Annotated in this window: 16 protein-coding genes; 14 read left to right on the forward strand and 2 right to left on the reverse strand. The window is 41.8% G+C overall.

Going from position 1 to position 15889, the window contains the following annotated elements; translation table 11 throughout:
• The 5 genes from H5993_RS03665 to H5993_RS03685 form a co-directional block, all read left to right on the forward strand.
• A partial coding sequence (locus tag H5993_RS03665) for a CotH kinase family protein (RefSeq protein ID WP_204776258.1) occupies positions 1 to 1273 on the forward strand: 1273 nt, incomplete at its 5' end.
• A gap of 153 nt (positions 1274 to 1426) precedes the next feature.
• Positions 1427 to 1915: a hypothetical protein gene (locus H5993_RS03670; protein ID WP_204776259.1), complete on the forward strand. Its 489-nt coding sequence runs from the start codon at positions 1427 to 1429 to the stop codon at positions 1913 to 1915.
• A 63-nt stretch (positions 1916 to 1978) separates the two neighbouring features.
• On the forward strand, positions 1979 to 2398 hold the full coding sequence (locus tag H5993_RS03675; protein ID WP_204776260.1) for a phage holin family protein: 420 nt from the start codon (positions 1979 to 1981) through the stop codon (positions 2396 to 2398).
• Entirely contained in the window at positions 2382 to 2819 is a 438-nt protein-coding gene (locus tag H5993_RS03680; protein ID WP_204776261.1) for a phage holin family protein, read from the forward strand. Before H5993_RS03675 ends, H5993_RS03680 begins: the two co-directional genes overlap by 17 nt.
• The gene (locus tag H5993_RS03685) at positions 2819 to 3751 is read left to right on the forward strand and encodes a GH25 family lysozyme (RefSeq protein ID WP_204776262.1); all 933 of its coding nucleotides are present in this window, start codon (positions 2819 to 2821) and stop codon (positions 3749 to 3751) included. Before H5993_RS03680 ends, H5993_RS03685 begins: the two co-directional genes overlap by 1 nt.
• Before the next feature lie 96 nt (positions 3752 to 3847).
• Here H5993_RS03685 and H5993_RS03690 read toward each other — a convergent pair whose 3' ends face one another.
• Both H5993_RS03690 and H5993_RS03695 read right to left on the reverse strand, forming a co-directional pair.
• Entirely contained in the window at positions 3848 to 4393 is a 546-nt protein-coding gene (locus H5993_RS03690) for a hypothetical protein (RefSeq protein ID WP_204776263.1), read from the reverse strand.
• Between the two features lie 143 nt (positions 4394 to 4536).
• The gene (locus H5993_RS03695) at positions 4537 to 5169 is read right to left on the reverse strand and encodes a hypothetical protein (protein ID WP_204776264.1); all 633 of its coding nucleotides are present in this window, start codon (positions 5167 to 5169) and stop codon (positions 4537 to 4539) included.
• A 237-nt stretch (positions 5170 to 5406) separates the two neighbouring features.
• On the opposite strand from H5993_RS03695, the gene H5993_RS03700 reads away from it, so the two are divergent.
• From H5993_RS03700 to H5993_RS03735, 9 genes are all read left to right on the forward strand, one after another.
• Complete coding sequence (locus H5993_RS03700) at positions 5407 to 5628, forward strand: hypothetical protein (RefSeq protein WP_204776265.1); 222 nt, start codon at positions 5407 to 5409, stop codon at positions 5626 to 5628.
• A gap of 234 nt (positions 5629 to 5862) precedes the next feature.
• Positions 5863 to 7254 (forward strand): ZmpA/ZmpB/ZmpC family metallo-endopeptidase, encoded by a 1392-nt coding sequence (locus H5993_RS03705; RefSeq protein ID WP_204776266.1) that lies wholly within the window; start codon positions 5863 to 5865, stop codon positions 7252 to 7254.
• 50 nt (positions 7255 to 7304) lie between these two features.
• The gene (locus tag H5993_RS03710; protein ID WP_204776267.1) at positions 7305 to 12119 is read left to right on the forward strand and encodes a mucin-binding protein; all 4815 of its coding nucleotides are present in this window, start codon (positions 7305 to 7307) and stop codon (positions 12117 to 12119) included.
• Positions 12120 to 13220: 1101 nt separating this feature from the next.
• Positions 13221 to 13388: a hypothetical protein gene (locus H5993_RS03715; RefSeq protein WP_180869601.1), complete on the forward strand. Its 168-nt coding sequence runs from the start codon at positions 13221 to 13223 to the stop codon at positions 13386 to 13388.
• 76 nt (positions 13389 to 13464) lie between these two features.
• Positions 13465 to 13602, forward strand: a complete 138-nt coding sequence (locus H5993_RS03720) for a hypothetical protein (protein ID WP_204776268.1) — start codon at positions 13465 to 13467, stop codon at positions 13600 to 13602.
• 150 nt (positions 13603 to 13752) lie between these two features.
• Entirely contained in the window at positions 13753 to 13974 is a 222-nt protein-coding gene (locus H5993_RS03725; protein WP_204776269.1) for a helix-turn-helix domain-containing protein, read from the forward strand.
• Between the two features lie 78 nt (positions 13975 to 14052).
• Positions 14053 to 14427, forward strand: coding sequence for a terminase small subunit (locus tag H5993_RS03730; RefSeq protein ID WP_204776270.1), 375 nt, complete (start codon positions 14053 to 14055; stop codon positions 14425 to 14427).
• 24 nt (positions 14428 to 14451) lie between these two features.
• Complete coding sequence (locus H5993_RS09570) at positions 14452 to 14574, forward strand: hypothetical protein (protein WP_275086997.1); 123 nt, start codon at positions 14452 to 14454, stop codon at positions 14572 to 14574.
• Entirely contained in the window at positions 14549 to 15865 is a 1317-nt protein-coding gene (locus H5993_RS03735; RefSeq protein WP_239457968.1) for a PBSX family phage terminase large subunit, read from the forward strand. Before H5993_RS09570 ends, H5993_RS03735 begins: the two co-directional genes overlap by 26 nt.
• Positions 15866 to 15889: the final 24 nt, after the last annotated feature.

Genomic DNA, 15889 nt, shown 5'->3' on the forward strand with positions numbered 1-15889 from the left:
AAGTAAGGTAGCACTATTAATTACTACTCTAGGAACTAATGACCTAGGTACCATTCTAATTAACAATTGCAGCGCAGTTCTTGAATATAAACAGATGCCAGCTGAAATGAGCGGTACTAATGCTAGCGATAAGCTTGAAGGCTACTACAATTTGCCGATAATTAAAATTAATGGTGAATTGGCTGGTATGAACAAAGACAATGCCAAGCAAGTAACCTATGAGTATCGTAATGGTAATACTGTATTAACTGGTAGCGCAAAGCTTAAATGGCAGGGAAATAGCTCGACTGCATGGAATAAGAAAGGGTATAGGTTGCAACCGTTCACGGATAATACTTTTACTAAAAAAGAAAAAGTGCAGTTTATTCCTTCTTGGTCTCCAACCAGTAAGATTAATCTTAAAGCATACTATACAGATGGACTATTATCTCGTGATGTTGTCAATGCTAATATTGGCGCAAATATTGCTTCTACTAATTTTTCATTACCAAACGATCTAAAACAAGAAGATAATTTTGGCTTTATTGATGGTTTTCCAATCGTGTTAATCTTTAACAACGAATTTGAAGGAATTTATTCTTTTAATACTGCAAGATCAGATTTCGACTACGTTAAGTACGGAATCATGGGAAACGGTTATACAAATGTCACGCACTTTACTTCTACTAACAAGACTGATGTGAAGTTAGACGGTTCGGACTTTGAGAGTCTTAATCCGGAAACCGTCACAGATGATGAAAAGAGCGCAGTGGGCGATCTAGTCACATGGGTAGCTACCAGTACCGATGAAAACTTCAAGGCTGACTTTGAGAAGCATTTAGACCTAAAAACAACGATAGATTACTTCATTCTAGGCAATCTCTTAGCTAGCGTTGATAGTTTTGGCAAAAATCAAATTTATCTTAGCTGGGACGGTCAGAAGTGGTTTATGCAAGCATATGATCTGGACACTACTTTCGGCATTAGCTGGGAAGGCAAGGAGCAAAGCCTCCCGACTGGATTAATTGGTACGGAAAATAATCTGTTTAACCGTTTATCTAAATTGTTTAGTGCAGAAATATCAGCTCGGTATGCAGAGTTGAGGATTTGGTTAACGCCAGCTTATGTGCTTGATAAATATAAGAAGCGTATTAACACAATTGGAGTAGGTAACTACAAGCTAGAGTTTGCAAAGTGGCAAAATCCAAGTAAAGATTTTGCTACTTATAAGCAACTCAAAGGTGCGGTTAACCATCAATTTAGTCTTTTAGACCAGTTTTGGTTGAAAAAATAGCTAAGTCAAATACAGTTTCCAGTCGCCTAAGAAATACACAGTACATAAATAAGCCTCACTCAAACGAGCGGGGCTTTTGTTATGGGCGGCTGTTAATAACTGAAAAAATAGTATACTTTATTTACAAATCTTTAGTAAATAAGGTGAATAATAATGATTGTTAGTGGTACGAATGTATTGTTTCTAGGATTAGAAATAGGTAGTTGGGCTGAATGGGTTGGCTCTTTTATGACATTCGTTGCAGTGTGTGTTTCATTAGCATTAGCTAGTAGAAAGCCAAGCTTAAATTTGAAATTTGAAATAGAAATTGACACTGGCTGGATACTTATTAATTTGAAAAATTATTCGGTAATGCCAGTTTTCTTGGAAGTCTTAGATGAAAAAGGAGTCATTCCTGTAAGTCCAGTTATTAAGGGGAGATCTGGAACAGAAATAAGTAAAGGAGACATTGCAATTAAAGGAGACCTTGTAATTAATGGAGATGAATCTAAGGGAAGGTTTAAAATAACAGTACGTGATTTAATTAGTAAACGCAAATTAACTCTTTTGTTAAAGAAAAAATGTAATACGCTTGTTTTATATAAGACTTTTTGGGGTATTAATATCAGAAAATTAGCTTCTTTGAATTTAAATAAAGATTAAATTAATTATTAAGCGTCCTTCGGGGCGTTTTTCTTTTGCACAAATTTAGGGGGTGAGCAAAGAATGCAATTATTATCTGCACCACCAGTTCCATATCATCAGTTGTACTTAATGCATTTCCAAAACATGGAAGATAATCGTTTGATTTGGCTATTTGTTTGGGCGGTCATTGTTGATATCATTACTGGATTCGCAAAGAGCCTAGTTACTAAGCGAACAACATCAACTAAGGGGACTACGGGGTTAATCAAACACGGTGTTTTAATCTTAGTTATTTTGACACTATATCCAATGCTTGATGTAAATGGTATGGAAAGTGCTGGTGATGCATTTGTATCGTTTTACGTATTGTATTATGCTGTTTCAATTTTAGAAAACTGGGGACAAATGGGATTACCACTTCCCAGGTGGGTTAAACCCTATATCTATAAATTGAGTGATGATTACAAGAAAGGAAAAAATCACGATGAACGAAATTATTAACGCAGTTCCATCATATTTAATTACGGTTACCGCTTCGGTAGCCTTTTTTGTTGCACTGAAAATTATGCATAACTTTGTTGAACATAAGATTGTGACTGCAAAGACGCAACAAGCCAAGGAACGTTGGATTTACGTTCAACAGTTAGCTGATACAGCGGTTAACTCGCTGGTTGGCAAAGATATTGCCGGTCATGAAAAGTTTGTTCAAGCAACCGCAATTGTTCAATCAGCCCTGGAAAAGCAAGGTATCAAGAATGTTGATTTGAAAGCCATTGAAGCAGCTATTCAATCAGCTTACGAAAAGTCACCACTGACGCCTAGCACAATTTCAGTAACTAATCCGGACAGCTTGGGACAAAAAGTACCCGAAGTTGTCCAAAAAGATAACGTAAACAATACTCAACCAGGAGGTAATAACTAATGACATTAAAAGTAGTAGATGTTTATTCCGGTTCACCTCGTTCATATGCAACAGACCCGAATGCTGATGCAATTATTGTTAAGGCTACCCAAGGAACTGGGTATGTAAACCCGTTCTGTGATATTGACTACCAAGCAGCTAAGAAAGCTGGCAAGTTGCTTGGCGTATATCACTATGCCGCTGGTGGTGACCCAATTTCAGAAGCTAATTATTTCTTGAAGAACGTTAAAGGATATATCCATGAAGCTATTCTTGGCCTTGATTGGGAATCAGCACAAAATACTTCATGGGAAAATACAAACTGGTGTCGGCAATTCGTTAATGAAGTCCACCGACAAACTGGTGTCTGGCCAATTATTTATGTGCAGTTCTCTGCCGTTTGGCAAGTAGCCAATTGTGCTAGTGATTGTGGACTTTGGGGTGCTGGTTATCCTTGGTACACTAATTCTTGGACTATTCCACCATTCTTAGCTAGTTATCACTTTGCCCCTTGGAAGGCTCTTACTGGTTGGCAATTTACCGGAAATACTGAAGACCGTTCTTTATTCTACGTTGACGCTAATGGTTGGCGTGCAATTGCCAAGGGTGATAGTTCAGCGGTTACCCATGTTGCTCAACCAGCACCACAAAATGAAGAGAAAACTTCTAACGTTCCATCGTATGCCGGCACAACTTGGCAAGATTCCCTTGGTGTAACTTGGCACGCTGAGAACGGTAAGTTTACCGCTAACACTGACTTACACCTTCGCTGGGGTGCTACACCATCAAGTTCTGTAATTGCTGTATTACACGCTGGAGATGTAGTGAAGTACGATGCCTGGGCACGGACTAACGGTTTCGTCTATGTTCGTCAACCACGTGACAATGGTCAGTATGGCTACGTAGCTGTCCGCAACGCCTACACGCACGAGGCCTACGGGTCTTTTAAATAACTAATTCTTCTGATATAATAACTGTGCTATAGTCTTGCACCCTCACTTCGGTGGGGGTGTTTTTTTACATAAAAAGCCCCGGCACGGGGCAGGAGCTTAATTCAAATCTGGTAGTAAGTTGGCAGTGTCACTTAGTAGCTTGCATAGTGACGGACGACTGCTAAACTTGAAGCTTAATTCTTGCATGTGGTCAAAGTCGAAAGGTACCACATGCTGCTCAAAGTCGGGGTCAGCAGTTTCAAGGACGTAAGCGAACCCGGTATCGTATGATTCCAAGTCCTTAAGAATTTCTTTTAAGTCCTCATCATCCCCGGTAAGCGTACGCTCGCCTTCGGATGATTGCAGGTCGTCAATCACGATGGCACGAAGTTCCCTGACGGGGTAGATCTTACTTAACATGACGCCATCAGCACTCCCACTTTCGATGAAGCGGATAGCTTTTCCCATTTCATCGTAGAAGTACTTTTGAGCCACCTTAGAAAGCTTCTCGGCCATTTTAAGGCTCATTGATTCGACTTCGATCATTCCATTCCGATAGTTCCCAAGTAACTGCTGAGATACCCCAGAATCCTTTGAGATGCGGTAGGCAGTGATATTTCTATTGTTTAGCATCCATTCAATTTTATTTACATCAATTATCATTGATTTTCCCTCTATTAAGTTTTACACTAGTCTTAGTTCCTCACGTTAGTGGGGGTGTTGCGGATAGCGTTTTCAGAAATGCGCAACCTTTATATTCTTCCCTACGTCAGTGGGGGTAAGGTGCCATTGCTTGGCGCCTTTTTTTATTTTGCTGAAGCCAGCTCATTGACCTTAGCTTCTTGGTTTTTAAGATAGTCAATGTCAAGCCCCTTTAGCAAGCCATCTTCAATCGCCTGCTTAATTGTCGAGTTATTTACCATCAGCTTGGGGTAGCCATCTTGATCGTAAATCGCCTTGAACCGCATTGGATAACCAAGGTACTTTGCATTAATCTCACTGACAATTGCAGTGATTAATACATAATTTTTAGTTGATACTGAAACCTTAAAATAAGTCTTGGTAAGTGGTGCTACTAGATCAAGGATCGCTTTTCCACTAGCAGTGTTAGCAATTTGACAGAAAAGATCACGTGCTTTCTTGAGTTCCGCTTCCTCGTCTTCATCAAACATTACTTCTTCTGCGTAATCTTCGATAAGTGCATCACTTCCGATTACATCAAATACAGGGACAAACTTTTCTTTCCCGTATGCGTAGATAAAGAGATCAGTATCCTTAGTATCGGTAACTGCTTTACCGGTTGCTTCAAACTCTTCCTTAAGATCAGAGCTCATCATCTCAACATCTTGCTTTGTCAAGATGATTTCGGAAACCCCCATCTTTTGCTTCAAGTTTTCCTTCGCGAGTACCATTGCGCCGTATTTCAATTCATTTTTCATGATTAAATTCCTCCTTCATTTGATTACATGTTTATAGTACTACTAAATTATAGTTTAGTAAAGTGTAATTTAGTATCTTCTGAAAAAAGATTGCCTTATTTTTTTGATGCACACAAACTGCACACAAGATGTTCTAAAACATTGATATATCAATGTTTTAAACGCCGTATGTGGGGGTGTTGGTGAAACCTAAAGTTCTGGAAGCAAAAACTAAAAGGGTATAGAGGGGGAACGATAATGAAGGTTAAAGTATTAGATCGGTTCGATTTAGGAACTGACCATTTTTTAATTTTGCAAGGGAATTCATTTTATGGGAAAGCATCTCTAAAGAATGACCAAGGCGATCGAACAAATGTAATTTTCAAAACTATGGCTTCTGTTGAAGGAGAGAAGAAGAAAATTAAAACCGTCAAAGTCGATACCCCTATTTTGGGTCAAGAACTGGAACTTGTAAATTAGATGGTATTATGAGCAACAATGATTTTTTCGCGGTGGCATCCAAAATTCTCAGTTACCAGAATGGTGCTATGAAAATGGTAAGCAACCGGATCCAGACATGCTGAATTCAAATTAGACATTTTACCCACCAGTTATTCTCCATAATTATTAAATTTTGCAATCGTTTTACTAGCTTTATTGGTACCTTTTAGGCGATAATTTAAACATACAAAATCTTCTAATGAGGTATTTCAAATGCGTAACCATTACAAGGAACACTATAAGTTATACAAATCGGGAAAACTATGGGTAACAGCGATGCTTGCGACCGGGGCACTGGTTACTACCACCACCGTCGCTAAGGCTGACACCATAACGAACTCACAAGCCGCCCAAACTCCAAACGCTGCGGTTGTGAGTTCAGATACTAATCGCGATGGCAAAACTTCAGCTACTAGTAATTATGCCCTTAGTGCTAGTGCGGCATCAGCCAATGATGAATCAAATGTTCAAACTGAAAAAGCCACACCTAGTGACGGTACCACCACGGCCCTGAGTAGTAATCAGGTTCCTCAGTCTGAAAGTCAGGCTTCAGCAACGCCAAATACGCTTGCGAGCGCTCAACCCAGTCAAGCCTTGAAGGCCACCGCAAGCAACCATGCTCCCCAAGCTTTAAGTAGTGACTTAGAGCAAAAACTACTAGCCGTTACCACAAATGACTTACAAACGAAGTACCCCGTAAACACCGGAACCAATGTGGTCTTGAGCGATAACTGGTCCCAAATGAGTAATGACCAAAAAGTAGCCTTGGCCCAAGCGTTTTTAGGCAGTGATAACAGCATTGATCAGACAACGATTGATCCGACCGATTTAGCGATGACGCTGAATTACTTTGATCGCCTATACAACTTTACCATTGGGAGTGTCAACGTTCGGGATCTTATCTTGCGTGATCGGCGAAAAATTGGCAGTACCGCCACAGCTGCGGACCTGCTGGCAGCAATTCAATCCCAGGCCAATCAGACCAGCAAGCAATTACTTAGTGGGAACAATAGTGCCACCTTCTTTAACCAAAAGTTAGCGCCACTCTTGAATACCAAAGATTTACCAACCACGATTGAAGCATGGATTGACCAATTTGATCCCCAATATCAAGGGAAATATAATCAGTGGTTTGCTGACACCTTTGCGGGTGTGGTGGTTGATACCGCCCCAATCGAATCATTAGCCGGGTTGGATTTTTCAGCCTGGGCGAATGCTAAACGGGTTAATAACGGCAATATTATTTTACCCCTGTTAACCAAGGGCAATGAACACACGTATCTCGCTGGGATTCCAATGCAACTGGTAGTTGGTTCAATGGCTAATTACACGAGTGACTTTAGTGCGGAGAGTAAAGCAAAATTTAAGCAAAAAATTCAAAATTGGGCGAGCGGAATGCGATCCTATTTCAATACCTGGACTAAGATCAACCCGCCATCTGTGAGTGCAATTAAGAGTAAAATTGGGATGTCAGTTGATTCTAACGGGAGCCAGACCGCCACAACCGCCACTGATCCCACAATTCGGAATTTTTATAATCTGGCAAACATTATTGTGCAAAGTAGTGCTTCGGCCTTTTTAATGGGCGGGATCTGTTCATCGTAAAGGCCCATCTTCTGGATAGCGGTCGTTTATATAGCCATGAATACACCCATGTGATTGACCAATCGGTCCTGATGAACGGCTTAGGCCGGCGGGCCAATGCCGGAGCTGAAACTTTTGCGATTGGGATGTTCGAGCAGTACTTTACGGATGGAAATTTAGATGTTAACTTGAGCACCAACTTTGATAAAAGTAAATTAATCTCCACAAATTGGACCCCTGAACGGGTTAACTCACCCGAAAAATTCCAAGACTTTTATCATAAGCTATTCCAAGTTCTGGATCTGCTTGATTACTTACAAGGGCAAGCCTTCCTCAAGCTTGATCAAACAACGCAAAGTTTTGTTGGCCGCCTTAATTCTGGAAATACACCGAGTTATGATCCTAATTATCCGGGGAAGGTTCGGGTCTTTGAACGGTTATCACCAGCGAAGTACGCGGGGATAATTCAGCAACCAACCTCGCTGGCCGATTTGATCAATGATAAATTGGGGATGTATCCAGGAGAAGATCGGATAACGGCCGTTAAGCGCAATGACTACTCATCACCAAGTATTTATGATGCCAACTGGTATGAAGGTCATTACGACGCGGGAGTTGCTGATTCATTGGCCGTGCAGTATATGGCCTTTCAAATGGCGGGTGAAGCCGGTTATCAAGATGGGATGTTAAAGGTTATCACCGGTAACCGCACTGATTTAGAATTACTGCGGGAAATTACTGGTGACCCGACCATGACCTTCGCCAAGTTTAAGGAACAACGTTATCAGGCTACGCAGGCGATGCTTGATAATCCATCCTTGGGCTTGGACGAGGAAGTGCTGATTAATAAATTTGTTCAAGCAATGCAGAATGATAAAAACAACCGGCAATTTAACAACCTGCCGGAAACTAATCAGCTCCGCCGGAATCTCTACTACATGCTTAAGCGGGTTACTAACGACTTTACCGGGGACTTAGTTAATAATTCATATCAAGTGACTGTTAATACGGCTCAAGAATTAATTAACGCCATTAATCAAGATCCCTATGCCGATATCGTGATCAATCAAGATCTCGATTTTAGCCAAGTTAAGCCAAATTCGTCGGTTTATACAACTCTAGGGACTTTTAGTGGCCGCTTGGATGGACAAAACCATACCATTATCAATTTGAGTAAACCACTATTCAATAAATTGAGTTTGGCTTATGTGAAAAATCTAAACATTAATGATGGAAAAAGCGATGGTCAAGACGCATCGGCAAAATTAGTGGCGCAAGCAAAGCCAAGTGCTATTTTTGCCAACGTTTTATCGACTACCCAGACGCCAACGACCCAGCAAACATTTACGCTGAATTATGTTGATGTCGATAATGATAATCAAGTGGTGCATACGACAACAGTCCGCGGCAAAGTTGGTGAAAAAGTCACTGTCCCAAATGAGGTACCAACGGGCTATGTGGCGCTAGACCAAGTCCCAGCTGAGTATACCTTTACCAGTGATAATCAGTCAGTTACGGTGCGGTTAAAACATGATACGAAGCAAAGTACTGATCAGCAGGACATCACCCGCAAGATTAACATTACTAATCCACAGACGGGTGAGGTGACCACGGAGCAACAGACCGTAACCTTGACCCGGCAGGGCACCACCGATTTAGTAACCGGTCACACGACATACGGCGATTGGAGTACCGGCAGGCTGGCGGCTTTCCAGGTACCAGCCTTCGTTGGCTATACGCCGGTAATTATGGTGAATGGACAAGTAGTTAAGGCGATTGATGAAGTTGCTGTTGATTACACCACCGCACCAATCACGGTGGCTGTGACTTACACGGCAATTGCTCAAGAAACTCCGCAAACAACGGAAATTCGTTATCTTGACGATGACCAAAATGGCCAACTGGTAAAAGTAACATCCTTGAAAGGGAAAGTTGATGAAACGGTTGCGGTGACAATTGATGTACCGACTAATTATCAATTAGTGGGCAACGTGCCAACCTCATACACTTTTAAAGCCACCGATAATCAACCGTTAGCGATCCACTTAATCCACAAGCACCAACAAGCGCAAGCAACTAAAACGATAACGCGCCAGCTGGAATTGCTAGATCCGCGGACGAATACCAAGACCCAGCAACAACAAAAGGCTACCTTAACCTTAACTAAGGATACTGACTTGGTAACGGGCAAGACTACTGAGGCTTGGACGACCGGAGAATGGCCGGCCTACCAAGTTCCCAAGCTTGATGGTTATACGGCTAACTTAGATCAAGTAGTAGCTTCAACGGTCGACCATACCATGGAAGATCAGACAGTTTTGATCAGGTATGAAGCTAATCCGCAGACGAGTTACATTGAGTACATCGATAATGATCAAAGTGCACCGGCTAAGCCGGTTGTTTTGACGCTTCCTTTGTCAGGCGTAACAGGGCAAACCGTTGAAGTTCACTATCAGACGCTGACTAACTACATTGTCGAAAATCCGGCAGCTGCCGTTCCAACCTATACCTTTAGTACGCACAACCTCCCAATTAGGATTTACTTGAAACATCAAATTAGCGAAATTGTAAAGACAAAAGCGGTTACGCGGACCATTAACATTGCAATGCCCGACCAACAGCAACGGGTGGTTAAGCAAACCGTTACGTTTAAGCGAACTGATCATCAAGACTTAGTGACCAAAGTAACTACGGAAGGTGATTGGCAGGTTGATCAAGTAGCCGCATGGTCAGCTTACACCATTCCCGAAATCCCAGGCTATGAAGCCAACTTAACTTCGCTACCAGCGGTTGTGGTAACGCCGACGACTGCCGATCAGACGGTTAACGTGGCTTATCAGCTTAAGCAACAAACCGTTGAAGTTTGGTATCAAGATATTGATAATGATAATTCAGTGGTGCGAGTAAATACCCTTCAAGGAACGATGGGTGAGACGGTTAAAGTTCCAATTAGTGTCCCAGCACACTTTGATTTGGTTGGAACCGTTCCAGGTACCTACACGTTTAAGCTTGAAAATAATGACCCAATTCGGATTCAGGTTAAGCACCACAAGCGGATTAAGCAAGTAGTCGGTGAAGCGACCCGGACAATTTATGTGAACTATCCGGATGGGCATCGTGATACGATCACTCAAGTTACGAATCCAAAGTGGACCGAAGTTTATGATGAAGCAACGGGACGCACAACGCAGGAGGACCGGCAAAATGGGGAATGGGCGGCCTTTCAAGCTCCTGAAATTCCAGGTTATGTTGCCTCCACGCCATTAATTCCGCAAGTGGCGGTCTTCCCCCAAGAAGGTGATGTCGTGGCAACTATCACTTACACGGCCGCCCCGCAGAGCGTCACCTTGGTTTACGTTGATGATCAAACTGGCAAGACCGTGCAGACCGAAAACTTGGCCAGTCAGACCGGGCAAGTAGTGGCAGTCAAAGTTAACATTCCAGAAAATTATCGTTACCAGGGTGGGGTACCGGATACCTATCTTTTAAAGGTGGAGAATAATGCGCCGATTATTATTCATTTACAACACCAAACGAAAGTTATTTTAGAAACACACGTTGCCAACCGGACAATTACGATTGTCTTCCCAGACGGGACAACGCACACGATGCAAGATCAACAGACAATTCAGCGGGAGAATGTTCAAGATCTGGTTACCGGAAAAGTTACGCCCGGACACTGGAGTAAAGCTAATTGGGCAGCTGTCACCATTCCCGTAGTAGCTGACTACACGGCTTCCCAAACAACAGTGCCGAGTGAAGCAATCTTGCCGACGACGCCGGATCAAGAAATTACCATTACCTACACGGCTAATCAAAAACCACTTACGCACCAAGTGGTTACTGTCCAGTATCAAGATACGGTTACTGGAAAGCTCATCAAAACGGCAGAACTCACAGGAAAAGTTGGGGAGACCGTTGCCATCTCCATTAATCTGCCACAAGGTTATCTAGTTCAAGGAACGGTGCCAACTAGTTATACCTTTACTGATCAAAATGAAGTGATCGTTATCAAGCTTGGTCACCAAACCCAGGCTAGTGCCGAGACTAAAACCGTTACCCGGACGATTAAGCTGACTTTACCGGATCACCGTGAGCAAGTAGTCCCGCAAGTCGTCACCTTAACGCGGATCAAAACCACGGACCAGGTAACTGGTGAAGAAACGTTTGGACCGTGGAGTACGGCAACATGGACGGCCTACCAAATTCCAACAATACCTGGTTTTGAGGCTAGTTTGACCCAAGCACCAAAACAAGTGGTTACTGCGCTAACTGATAATCAAACCTTATCAGTAACTTACCAAGCTATCCCGCAAGCAACAATCATCCAATATATTGATCAAACTACGGGAGCGGTAATTGCGACGACTAGCTTAAACGGAAAGACTGGGGAAACGGTTGCGATTATGCCAGTCGCCCCAACGGGTTATCAGCTCGTTGGGACGGTGCCGGCCACTTACACTTTTAATGCTGCGGATAACCCAGCGGTAATGATCAAGGTAGCAGCTAAGGACCAGTCAGCAACCACTAATCCGAATGGTCAAGCCACCCCAACTGATAATGCAACTACATCGGAACCAACGAAGCCAAATCAAGATGGGATGGTGCATCAGTCAGGGGTTGACCAAAAACAATCCGCAACGGTCAAGGGAGCTAACCAAATTGCGCAGAGCACAGGGCAACCAGTTATGGATACCACCCCAGAGATAACGGGACTTGGAGTAAGTGATAATCATGTAGCTGATCAGACTGGTAATTCAAAGCCAGATAACGGCTTACCACAAACGGGCAACAATCCCCAGGTTAAGCTTACCGTAGTTGGTTTGATCTTCGCCTCGCTGAGTGTGCTTCTTGGCTTCGGAAGAAAGCTAACCCGAAAACACTAACTAAAGTCACACGCTGTTAAGAACGACGCTACAATATTGGGTACTGATAGGGTTAAAATCCTAGCAGTACCTTTTATTTTAGGTTGAAATGAAAAAACAAATGAGATGCAGATGGAACGGGCTACAAATTGTCCTTTCCATAAATCTATGTGAATTGGAATAATTCATTTGCTGTATTTTGTGTTCTTTACAACTATGGTGAGTTCAGTTGTCATTGCAATCTGTTGGGCAATATCTCACCGGTAAAATAAAAAAGCCTTGCAATAGCAAGACACAGCCAAAATGCACAACAATGCAAAACCAATACTGAGAGAGGTTGGGAAAAAAGCTCCTTGACGGCCTGGTTGGGATAAGAAGGACGAAGGTTGATTCATTAGAATCGGCCTTTCGTTCGCACTTATCCGCTAAGGCCGTGCTTTTTGGCCTTAGTTACTGAGTAACATTCGGAAATGAAAGAGGGGCTGGGAAGAAACGTGAGTTTCTTCCCAGCCCCTTTTTCTGTAAATACGATAGCGGCATTCTGAAATCAATTGTTTCACAATTAATGATTATATTATGTATCAATATAAATAGCTAAAAGCGTTGATATATCTACGAAAATAAACTAAGAGTTACGATCATTACATGATAATTCAAGCTGAACATCATTTTGAAAAGATTCATCGTAAGAAAACGAATAATAGCGAACGGAAAAAACTGTCAAATCAAGGGTTAATGAGCAAAATTATAAAGATGAGTAGAGATCACTATAGATCTTTATATGTTAATAAGGTATAATATACGGCGTAGATGAGATGAGGAGTCGCGACCTTATCAATAAGCTACAGCGTTCCGGAAGTGATTCCCTAAATCCGGAAAGGGGATGATCTGATGGATAATGAGAATCTCCGGAAAGTGGTTGCCGATTATCGCACTGACAATTTGGCTATTGTCGGTAGCTGCGATTAACTTCGCAAAAGCTTACGCGATAATAAAAAAAGCTAATCGCAAGTAGCGACTAGCTGGCAAATCTATTTCCGGAACGCAAAGGGACGAGAGGTTAGAGGCTCTTGTCCTTTTGCATATACAGTATACCATATTAACAAAGAAAGGTCGATAATCTTGGTTAGCAATGCACAGAAGCGAGCAAAGAAGAAGTGGGACGATAAGAATAAGGATAAGAACCGTATATATCGTTACCGCTCATACGCTCGTAAATTTATCCGTGACTTAGCTACTGATGACGACTTAAAAGAGCTACGCAAGATGATTGATGAAAGACTGAGCTAAATGATATTTCTTCCTTAATTCACTTGACTGTAATACGATAAAGTAGTATTATGATAAGCGAAAGGAGGATATGGATATGTCAAAGCATAAGAAAAAGGAAAGGCAAAACAACAAAACAGAAGCTACCAAATGGGCGGCAATAGCCGCTTGGGCAGTACCTGCTTATCCGATTGCTGAAACAATCAAAATAGTTGTTAAGCATTTCCTGAAGTAAACTAATAACAAAGGGTTAAGGTGAAAGCCTTGCCCGCTTTGTCATATTCTATTTTATCATGAGTAGAGAAGAAAAAAAGTATCGTAAGAGTATCAAGCTTGCATTGGTTACTGGAGTTGTTGCTTGGGTAGTTTATGGAGTAGTAAAAGCATGGTTAGGATAGATTTAAATGATCCTAACATTATGGATGCGAAAGAAGCTTCAAAAATATGGGGGCACGCAGAAAACTACGTTCGTTTGTTCATTAAGCAGAATCCAAATAAATTTCCTGAAGGGACGATCCGCAAGTTTGGGAAGCAATGGGTTGTGACTACAGAAGGAATGGAAGCTATTACTGGGGTTCCTGATCCTAGAAAAAATAAAGATAATTAAGGCGATGGCATAACGGTCACCGCCTTTTATTATGCAGTAAATACATATACAAAACTAAATGGAGGTGGGTGAGATGATGTGAAATTAACAACTAAGCAACGGTTATTCGCCGATGAATATATTAAGAGTGGCAACGCCACAGAAGCCTATATAAAAGCTGGTTATAGTGTTAAAACTAATAGTTCTGCAAAAGCGGCTTCTAGCAGATTGTTAACTAATGTTAACCTCAAACATTATATTGACGCTAAAATGGCTGAAATTGAGTCGCATAAAATTGCAGACGCAAAGGAAGTCTTGCAGTTCTACGCTCGAGTCCTTCGTGAAGAAGAAACTGAGGAAGTAGCATTACCAGTTGGTGATGGTGTAGTAACGGTTGAAAAGAAGCTGAGCCTGAAAGATCGCATAACTGTAGCCAAAGAGATTCTTAAACGTTATCCCCTTGCTGATCCATGAGCTGAAGCCGAAGTTAAGAAGCTGATGGCTGAAGCTAAGGTAGCAGAATGGAAAGCCGGCGAGCTGACGGGTAAAAATAAAGCACAAGATCAAACAGTGCTGATCGATGATATTGGAGGTGATGAGAGTGGCCAAAAGACAGATTAAGTTGTCGAGAATGGTTAATCCTCATTTTTTCCCAATGTGGCGCACTAATAAGCCTTATATCATCGCTAAGGGTGGTCGTGGCTCGTTTAAATCATCGGTAATCTCATTAAAGCTGGTAACGATGATGAAGCAATGGACTCAGTTAAACAAGCGTGTGAATATCATTGCGATTCGAGAGAACGCCAGTTATTTGCATGATAGTGTCTATAATCAGATCATGTGGGCTTTAAACATGTTGGACTTGAATACTGAATTTAATTACTTCAAATCGCCACTAAGGATTGTCCATAAGCGCACGGGATCGACCTTTTATTTTTATGGTGGTGACGATCCAATGAAACTCAAATCCAATATCGTTGATAATGTGATTGCCGTTTGGTACGAAGAAGCAGCTAACTTTAAAAGTTACGATGTTTTTGATCAAGCAAACCCAACTTTTATTCGGCAGAAGCCATCATTTTTGGATCACGTAACGGTGTTTTACAGTTACAATCCACCCAAGAATCCCTATGACTGGATTAACGAGTGGATTTCACAACAAGAAGCTGATCCCGATTGTTTTGTTGATACCTCAACCTATCTTGATGATAAGTGGGGGTTCACGACTGACCAACAGCTTAGGATGATTGAACGCTATAAGCAGAATGACCCTGACTATTATCGATGGTTGTATTTAGGTGAAGTTGTTGGGCTTGGCACGAATATCTATAACATGGAACTGTTTAAATCGCTTAAAGAACTTCCTGGGGATGACTACATTACCAATGTTTATTATGCAGTCGATACAGGACATGAAGTATCAGCTACGACTTGTGGAGCTTACGGTTTAACTAAAAAGGGTAATTTAATCTTGCTTGATACCTATTACTATTCACCACAAGGTAAAAGTCATAAAAAGCCACCTTCGGAATTAAGTCGTGACTTAAAGCAGTTTATCGATAAGATAACCGATTGGCTTAATATGGAACCAACAAAGATGACCATCGATTCGGTTGAAGGGGCTTTGGATAATCAGTTTTACAATGATTACGGTGTTCACTGGCATAAGGTAGCCAAGCTAAAGAAAGTTGATATGATCGACCGCGTGCAGGACTTACTAGCGCAAGGTCGTTTTTATTATCTCAAAAAACCAAGTAATGAGATCTTCATTGAAGAACACCGTAAGTACCAGTGGGACGAAAAGACATTGGAAAGTGCCGATCCTAAGGTTATCAAAGTAGACGACCATACGTGTGATCAGCTGCAATATCTGGTCCACGATAATGAACGTGATCTGGGATTGCGTTACTAGGAGGTGATGAGATGGGTTTGCTAA

Origin of the sequence: Limosilactobacillus alvi, assembly GCF_016900115.1 — a bacterium.
Lineage (GTDB): Bacteria > Bacillota > Bacilli > Lactobacillales > Lactobacillaceae > Limosilactobacillus > Limosilactobacillus alvi.